The sequence below is a fragment of the Asanoa siamensis genome (assembly GCF_016862555.1).
Taxonomy (GTDB): Bacteria; Actinomycetota; Actinomycetes; order Mycobacteriales; family Micromonosporaceae; genus Asanoa; species Asanoa siamensis.
Window position 1 is genome coordinate 1 of sequence record NZ_BONE01000155.1, and the last position, 7,606, is coordinate 7,606.

At 73.6% G+C, this 7,606-nt stretch carries 5 protein-coding genes; 1 reads left to right on the forward strand and 4 read right to left on the reverse strand.

Translation table 11 applies throughout. The annotated features are described in order from the left end of the window. Nucleotides 1-13: 13 nt before the first annotated feature. The 4 genes from Asi02nite_RS40440 to Asi02nite_RS42165 all read right to left on the reverse strand — a co-directional run bounded on the left by Asi02nite_RS40440 (nt 14) and on the right by Asi02nite_RS42165 (nt 5,184). A complete protein-coding gene (locus Asi02nite_RS40440; RefSeq protein ID WP_203719348.1) occupies nt 14-823 on the reverse strand; it encodes a DUF3152 domain-containing protein in 810 nt (269 codons plus the stop codon). A gap of 47 nt (nt 824-870) precedes the next feature. Next, entirely contained in the window at nt 871-1,605 is a 735-nt protein-coding gene (locus Asi02nite_RS40445; RefSeq protein ID WP_203719349.1) for a DUF3152 domain-containing protein, read from the reverse strand. A gap of 174 nt (nt 1,606-1,779) precedes the next feature. Further along, nucleotides 1,780-2,736, reverse strand: a complete 957-nt coding sequence (locus Asi02nite_RS40450; RefSeq protein ID WP_203719350.1) for an alpha/beta fold hydrolase — start codon at nt 2,734-2,736, stop codon at nt 1,780-1,782. A gap of 30 nt (nt 2,737-2,766) precedes the next feature. Beyond that, nucleotides 2,767-5,184, reverse strand: coding sequence for a hypothetical protein (locus Asi02nite_RS42165; RefSeq protein WP_239127698.1), 2,418 nt, complete (start codon nt 5,182-5,184; stop codon nt 2,767-2,769). A 1,991-nt stretch (nt 5,185-7,175) separates the two neighbouring features. Between Asi02nite_RS42165 and Asi02nite_RS40465 the strand changes: the two genes are divergently transcribed. After that, nucleotides 7,176-7,606, forward strand: a 431-nt coding sequence (locus Asi02nite_RS40465; protein ID WP_203719351.1) for a TetR/AcrR family transcriptional regulator, incomplete at its 3' end; no start/stop codon positions are given.

The following is a 7,606-nucleotide window of genomic DNA, read 5'->3' on the forward strand; positions in this document are numbered from 1 at the left end:
TACGAAACAGAACCTACGGAATATCCGGACCGGTATGCAGGCGTCCGTCCAGATACGGCCACCCGTAGGGGAGACAGCCCTGCATGCCGAGGGTCTGCTGCTGCATGACCGGCGCGGCCGCACCCGGCGCCGGGCAGGCCGCGTGTCCGTGACCGAGCTGGTGGCCGACCTCGTGGTTGATCGCGTAGGCGCGGTACTCGGCGAGCGGCGCCTCGAACTCCGGCACGGCGCTGACCCAGCGGTCCGCGTTGATGATCACCTGGCCGCCGAGCTGGCAGGACGTGTAGCCGTCGGTGTCGAGGCCACCCTCCGCGCACATCCGCTCCGAGGTGGCCGCGCTGGCGAGGTAGACGGTGAAGTCGGCCGGCTCGTCCTCGCTGACGCGGCGCAGCTTCAGCTCACCGTCCGCGATCCAGCTCCGCGGGTCGCCGAGGACGGTGTCGACCGTCTTCGTGAAGTCGGCCAGCCGCAGGCCGATGCCCTTCTCGACCGCGACGTGGAAGCGCAGGAGGGTGGCGCCGCGGCCGAGGTAGCGACCGTCGGTCTTGGTCGTGCTGAAGACACCCTGCCCTTCGTGCGGCGGGCTGGGCGCCTCGGTCGGCAGCGGCGTCAGCGCCTGGAAGGACTGGATCGACGAGGGTACGGGCGACGGTGCGCTCGAGTCGGTGACCGGTTGGCCGGTCGGCGTGCGCCGGGCGTGGTCGACGGCCATCAACAGGGCCGCGATGGTGATCAGCGCGAGGCCGACCGCCAGCATGAGGCGGGTCCGATCGGGTCGCGGGGTGTCGGTGGGCGGGTCCTGGCCTGGAAACGGCAACGCCATGAGCAGAGAGGATGCCAGGTCATTCTGGACATTTCCCGCTTATCGCCTCAGAGTGGCGGTCCGGTGTTGAGCTTTCCGTTCACGTACGGGAAGGGATTCGCCTTGCAGCCGTTGAGGAACAGGGTCTGCTGCATCATCACGGGCGCCGGCTTGCCCTTGCCCGGGCAGCGCACGTGCGAGTTGCCGAGCTCGTGCCCGGTCTCGTGGTTGGCGACGTACGTGCGGTAGACCGAGAGCGGGATCTTGGCATCGACGAAGTGGTCGACCGAGAGGTTCCAGCGGTCCAGGTTGATGATCACTTTGCCGACGGCCCGGCACGACGTGAACGGCTTTCCGCCCACGTTGGTGTTGGTGCCGCCGCGGGCGCACATGTCGTGGGAGGTGCCGGCGGTCGCGAGGTAGACGGTGAAGCTGTAGGGCTCGCCCTCGGCGACGCGCTGCAGCCGCACCTTGCCGCCGGCCGGCCAGCTGTTCGGGTCGCTCAGCGCCGCGTCGACCTGGTCGCCGAACGTCTCGACGTCCTCCTTGGAGCCGTCCTCCACCGCGATCCGGTAGCGCCGCAGCGTGCCCGACTTCCCGGCGACCTTGCCGGTGGTCTGCCCGTAGCTGAACGTGTTCTCCCCGCGCGCCGGCGGCTTGGTCTTCAGCCGGTAGACCGGCGGCTCGGGCGCCTTCGTGGTCGGCTCGGCGGTCGGTTCCGTGGACTGCTCGACGCTGGTCGTGGGTGCGGCCGACGCCGGCGCCGGCTGGCCCTGATCACCCGGGCGCAACCCGAACGCCATGAGACCGGCCCCGGCTACGAGCGACAGAGCGGCTACGGTGAGTGCGCGGGCCGGGCCGCGACTGCGGCGCGACCGCCGGCCGTCACGGGCCGATCGGCCGCGAGGTGGGGGCTGCCTCGCGTTGATCATGCTGCGCCCACCCTGCCACACCAGGGCGAATGCGTGTGTCCCGGGTCAACGTGAAGCGTGCTCGTATTCGTCGAGGAGGGCCGCCACGCCGCGGGCGACGATCCGCGGCACCTCCATCTGCGCGACGTGGCCGACGCCGTCGAGGATCAGCAGGCGGCTGTCGGGGATGGCCCGGGCGACCGTCGGCGGCACCCGGACGTCGACGAGCCGGTCCTGCCTGCCACCGACGACCAGCGTGGGCGCGGTGATCTGGCCGGCGATTTTCCACATGGAGTTGGCGCCGGGCAGATAGGCGCGCAGGAAGCTGCTCACCAGGCCACGCAGCGTGCGGACGTACGCGTCGGCGTAGTGCGCTTTCTCGTACCTCACCATGATCTCTTCGATCGCCTCCTTGCGGCGCTGCTCGCTGACGCGGGTCACGTCGTTGAAGCAGGCGGCGATGACCTGCTCGGCCATCTCCTCGGGGGCGTAGCGGGCCATCATCCAGGCGGCCAGCCGGTCGGCGCGGGGCAGCGCGAGCAGCGGGACCACCGGGCCCTGCAGCGAGCGGCGCGGGTCGAGGAACGGCATGGCCGGCGAGATCAGGGTGAGCGTGCGGACCAGGTCGGGGCGCAGGCCGGCGACCCGCACGACGACCGCGCCGCCGAGCGAGTTGCCGAACAGGTGCACCGGGCCGCGGTCGCTGACCTCGATGTAGCGGATCATCCGGTCGGCGAACGCCTTGAGCGTGTAGTGCCTGGCCGGGTCGCTGCGCCCGAAGCCCGGCAGGTCGACCGCCTGGCCGTCGAGGCGGTCGGCGAGCAGGTCGGAGAGGTCGGTCCAGTTCTGCGAGGAGCCGCCGAGACCGTGCACGTAGAGCGCCGGCTGCGCGTCAGGGCGGGTGGCGGGGGTGTCGCGCACGAACAGTTGCTCGCCGTCGATGACGGCCATCCGACCGGGCCACGGCGGCGGCATCCGGTCCGGCCCGAAGGCCTCGTCGGCGCCGAGCAAAGCGCGCTTCATGAATTTATTGTGCCCGGAAGGGGCGAAGATTCACTCGGAGAGCAGCGCTTCCAAACGACGATTTACGGCGGCTAGCGTGGCACGGACGACAGCTTGGCGCGGATCACCCGAAACGAGGGCAGAACCGGCAAGTTGCTCAACCCACCCGCCGCAGACGAGCAAGACGACGACGACGGCGACCTCACAGTTGCCGAAGGGTACGACCGCGGCGTGCTCGACGAAGCACCGCCCACGCTCGTCGGCCCGACTGGCGTTGCGGAGCAGTTCGTCGATGGCCGAGGCGGCGGAGACCGCGCACAGCCGCAGCACGTAGCCGTCGACGGCAGGCCCGGTGGCCAGCCCGTTGGCGACCTGCTTGCCGGCGGCGAGCCGGGTCTCGACGGTGGCGTCGAGCCCGAACGTACTGACCTGGACGTGATCGATCACGACCCGCGGACCGGGGTTGTCGCCGGGGTTGAGGGGGCGCGAGGGCGCGGACTCGGTGGTGGTGATCTGCCCACCGGAGTACGCGGTCGCGGCCGCCATCACCGGATGCCCGCCCAGGCTGCCGATGACGCCGGCGGCACTGCCCGGCTCGGGGAAGCCCGGCGGCGGCTGCGTTGGATCGGCCGCGGCCTGCCGCCCGGCGCGGCGGGTGCTGCCGTAGAGGTGGCCCCGCTCTGCGTCGTCGGCCGGCTCGAGCGGTTCGTCGGCCGGGCGCTCCCGGCCTGCCTCGTCTGAACGACGCTGGCCGACTGTTTCGTCGACCCGGCGCGGACCGGCCGTTTCGTCGACGCGGCGCTGGCCGGTCGCCCCGTCCACGCGACGCAACCCACCTGCTTCTCCGGCACGCTGGGTGGCCGCTTCGTCGGCTCGTTGCTGGCCAGCGGTTTCGTCGAGGCGGCGCAACCCGTCATCGGCACGACGCTGCCCGGCCAGATCGTCCACGCGACGCTGACCGGTCGATTCGTTCGACCGACGAAGCCCGACCGGGTCATCGCCAAGACGCTGGCCAGCCGCATCATCCACACGACCCTGGCCCGTCAACTCGTCCGACCGACGCAGCCCCACCGGTCCATCGCCAAGACGCTGGCCAGCCGCATCATCCACACGACCCTGGCCCGCCGTGTCGTCCGATTGACGCAGCCCTGCCGCTTCGTCGGCGCGACGCTGGGCGGTCATGTCATCGGCGCGACCGCCAGCAGCGGCTCCGTCCATCCGCGACTGGCCGGCCGCTTCATCCGCGCGACGCTGCGCAGCCAGGTCGCCCACGCGGCCCGCGGCCGCCGTTCCGTCCACGCGACGCTGGCCCGCCGTCTCATCCGCGCGACGCTGGTCAGTCGCGTCGCCCACGCGGCCCGAAGCCGCCGGCCCGTCGATGCGGCGTTGGTTCGCCGTTTCGTCCGCGCGGCGCTGGCCCGCCGCCTCGTCGACGCGACGCTGGGCGGCCGCTTCGTCCGCGCGACGTTGAGTGGTCGCTTCGTCCGCGCGGCGTTGAGCGGCCGCTTCGTCGGCGCGGCGTTGGGCGGTCGCGCGGTCGGCCAGGTCTCGGGTGTCCACGCCGGACTGGGCGCCGACCTGGGCGCGGCCGCGGTGTGCGGGCGGTGCCTGCGGGTCGGACTGCGGCTCGAAGCCCGGCGGCGGGGCCGCTGCCTGGGCCGGCCAGGCGTCCGCCGGCCGCGCGGGCGTGGCTTCCGCGGGCCTGGCCGGTGCGGCGTCGGGTCGGGCGGGTGCGGCATCGGCGGCGCGCGCGTCGCCCGGGCGGCGGGTGGGTTCGGCCGGTGGCGGTGGCACGTACCCGCCGCTGCGGCCGAAGCCGGTCGCCGGGGTGTCGCCACCCAGCGGCGGGGAGTCCATGGGCGTCATGCCGGGCAGGTTCTGCGGCGCGGCGGCCAGACCCATCCGCTCTTGGAGCAGGCGGGCGACGTGCCGACTCACCTCGGCCGGGTCGGCGCCGTCGGCGAGGTCGAGGCGCAGGCTGTGCGCGCCGGCCTCGGTGAGGCGCAGCTTGGCGTCCTTGACGCCGGAGACACCGCGTACGGCGGCGATGATCGCCTTGACGTCGAACCCGTCAGGCCGCGTCTCCTCGGCGGCGGGCAGATCAGGCCGGCGCAGGTGCGTAGCGATCCGCGCGAGCTGCGGCGGGTCGGCCGGTGCGTCGGAGGGCGGCTCGGGGACGGTGGGTACGTCCGGCTCCGCCGGCACCCGCTGCGGCAGACCCGACAGCTCGTCGATCATGTCGTCCACGACGGACCGCGCATCGGCACGCGGGCGCCCCACGCCGAGTCCGGACGCGGGCCGCCCACCGAACGCACGATCCCCGCCGGGCAGCCCGGCAGCGCGCTCCTCAGCGCCGGCCCCAGCACCGGTGGCTTCGGTCGGCTGGTCGATCGGGTCGCCGTTGCTACTGGCCAGCCGCAACGGCGGCCGCACCACCGGCGCCTGCGAGTCCGGCCGCGCCTCGGGCACACCAGCCCGCCGCCCGGTCAGGTCGGTAGGACGCCCCGCGCCTCCCGACTCACCCGCGAAAGTCCCATCGCCGCCGGGAAAGGCCCGCTCGGCAGGTCCCCCCGGAAAGCCTCGCTGCTCAGCATCCGGCGCCACCGGCTGGCCACCATCCGCGAACCCACCGTCCGGCGTGGAGGGCTGACCACCACCCGGGAAGCCGCGCGACCCACCGTCCGACGCGGAAGCCTGGCCACCACCCGGGAAGGCACGTGACCCACCGTCCGACGCAGAAGACTGACCCGGGAAGGTGCGCGTCCCGCCGTCGGGCGAGGGCTGACCACCACCCGGGAAGGTGCGCGAGCCGACGTCTGACGCCGAAGGCTGCCCGCCGCCCGCGAAGCCAGACGAGCCAACGTCCGACGCGGAAGGCTGGGCGCCAGCCGGAAAACCGCTCGACCCAGGCTGCGGCGCAGGAGGCTGCGCACCGCCGGCGAAGCCGGATGGGCCGCCGTCCGGCGCCGGAGGCTGGAGACCGCCCGGACCAGGCGCGGAAGGCTGACTAGCGCTCGGGAAGGCAGGCGGCTCCGTGGCGGGTGCGACACCACCCGGGAAGGCAGCGGCGCGTGGGTCGGCCGGCTCACCGCCGGGGAAGGCTCGCGTCAGGCTGCTCGGTGTGACCTGCGGGCCGGTCGGGTCGCTGCTCGGAAAGCTCCGACTCAACCCCGCCGAGCGCCGGTCGACGACCGGGAAGCTGCCCGAGGCCGTGCGCTCGCCGTCGGGACGCCGCGGGCCCGGGGTGGATGGCCCACCAGCCGGGCCCGGCTGGTGCGGAGGAGCCACCGCCGGAAAACCACCGGACGGAGTCCGCGAGCCGTCCGGGCCAGCAGGCGGGAATCCCGCCGCGCCACGCTCGGCCCAGCCAGGCTGCGCCGGCGGCTCGGCAGACTCGCGGTGGGGCGCCACCGTGTGGTGGCTGCCCGTGGTGAACCGGGCCTCGTCACCCGACGGCCCGCTCCCACCACGGATATAGCCGGGCAGGGTGTTGCGCGCCCCCGGCTGGCTCTCACGGCGACTCGGCAGCGCGTCGTCGACCGGGGCGGGCGGATTCGTCGGCCGGGGCGCCGGCACCGAGAGGCGACCGGTCGGTGGTGCGGGTGACCACGGCCACTCCGGCGCCCAGTCGGGACGGTGCCCGGCGGGCCGGGCCTGGTCGGCCGGATAGGGGTCGGCCTCGGTCGGCGTGCCGGGCGGCGCGTGCTCGGTCGGCGCACCGGCGGCAACGGAACCGATCGGTGGAAAGCCCTCGCCGGTCGGTGGGTCCTCGGTGCGCGGCCGGAACCGGACCGGAGGAGGCGGCGGCGGCGCGGCCTCGGGGAAACGCGGCGCCGGCGAGAACGGCGCCGCGAACGGCCCCGCAGGGGCCTCCGGGGCCGGTGGGGCGCCAGCGCCCTCGGGAGCCCAGCCGGGCGCCCACGGCGACGGCGGCTCGGGCAACGGCTCGTCGGCGACCGGCTGGGGCGCCGACCCCCAGCCGCCGGGCGACACCGGTGCGGACCGCGGCCACGGCGGAGCGGCGGGCGGTGCCTCGTCGCCGGTGGCGTGCGCGGCGTCCTCCAGGTCACCCTCGTAGGGGTAGGGCGGCGCGCTGGCGGAGTGCACCTCGGCGGACCCGTTGACGTGCTGGCGCGGCTGGCGCGCACCGGGGACGATTGGGCTCAGAAGATTGGCATAACGGGAGCGCTGCCAAGCCGAGCGCGTGCCGGGGTCGCGGTCACGGTCGGCCCAGGCGTCGCCGTCGCGAGGGGCCGGCGGGTTGCCGCCGCCACCGCCCGCCGCGTCGCCGGGTTGACCTGTTTCATCCACCGTGCACTCCTCGGTCGCCATCGCTGAGGCTACCGTGTGGGCACGGTCGCGATAAGTTGCAATCGCGGTCCAATTCGGCGACCGATGCGATAGGCACCGATCGGATGCGGTTCGGTCCGTCGATGCGATCCGGGATTTCGGAGGTAACCATGGTGGCGGCTTCGGGCGATGCCCAGCCGGACGGACGGCCGACCCGGCTGCCCCGGTCTGCGCGCCGCAAGCAGCTGCTCGCGGCGGCCCAGGAGGTGTTCGTCGCACAGGGCTACCACGCGGCGGCGATGGACGACATCGCCGAGCGGGCCGGTGTCTCCAAGCCCGTGCTCTACCAGCACTTCCCCGGCAAGCTCGAGCTCTACCTGGCGCTGCTCGACAAGCACTGCGACGCCATCGTCGCCAACGTGCAGGCCGCCATGGAGGCGACCAACGACAACAAGGAACGCGTACGCGGTGCGGTCGAAGCGTATTTCGACTTCGTCGACCACGAGAGCGAGGCGTTCCGGCTGGTCTTCGAGTCCGACCTGCGCAACGAGCCGGCGGTCCGCGAGCGCGTCGAGCGGGTCGAGAAGGGCTGCATCGCGGC

Bases quoted from the DNA above. Each gene is read 5' to 3' on its own strand.
- Asi02nite_RS40440 (WP_203719348.1), bottom strand. From the start codon at position 823: ATGGCGTTGCCGTTTCCAGGCCAGGACCCGCCCACCGACACCCCGCGA.
- Asi02nite_RS40445 (WP_203719349.1), bottom strand. From the start codon at position 1,605: ATGGCGTTCGGGTTGCGCCCGGGTGATCAGGGCCAGCCGGCGCCGGCG.
- Asi02nite_RS40450 (WP_203719350.1), bottom strand. From the start codon at position 2,736: ATGAAGCGCGCTTTGCTCGGCGCCGACGAGGCCTTCGGGCCGGACCGG.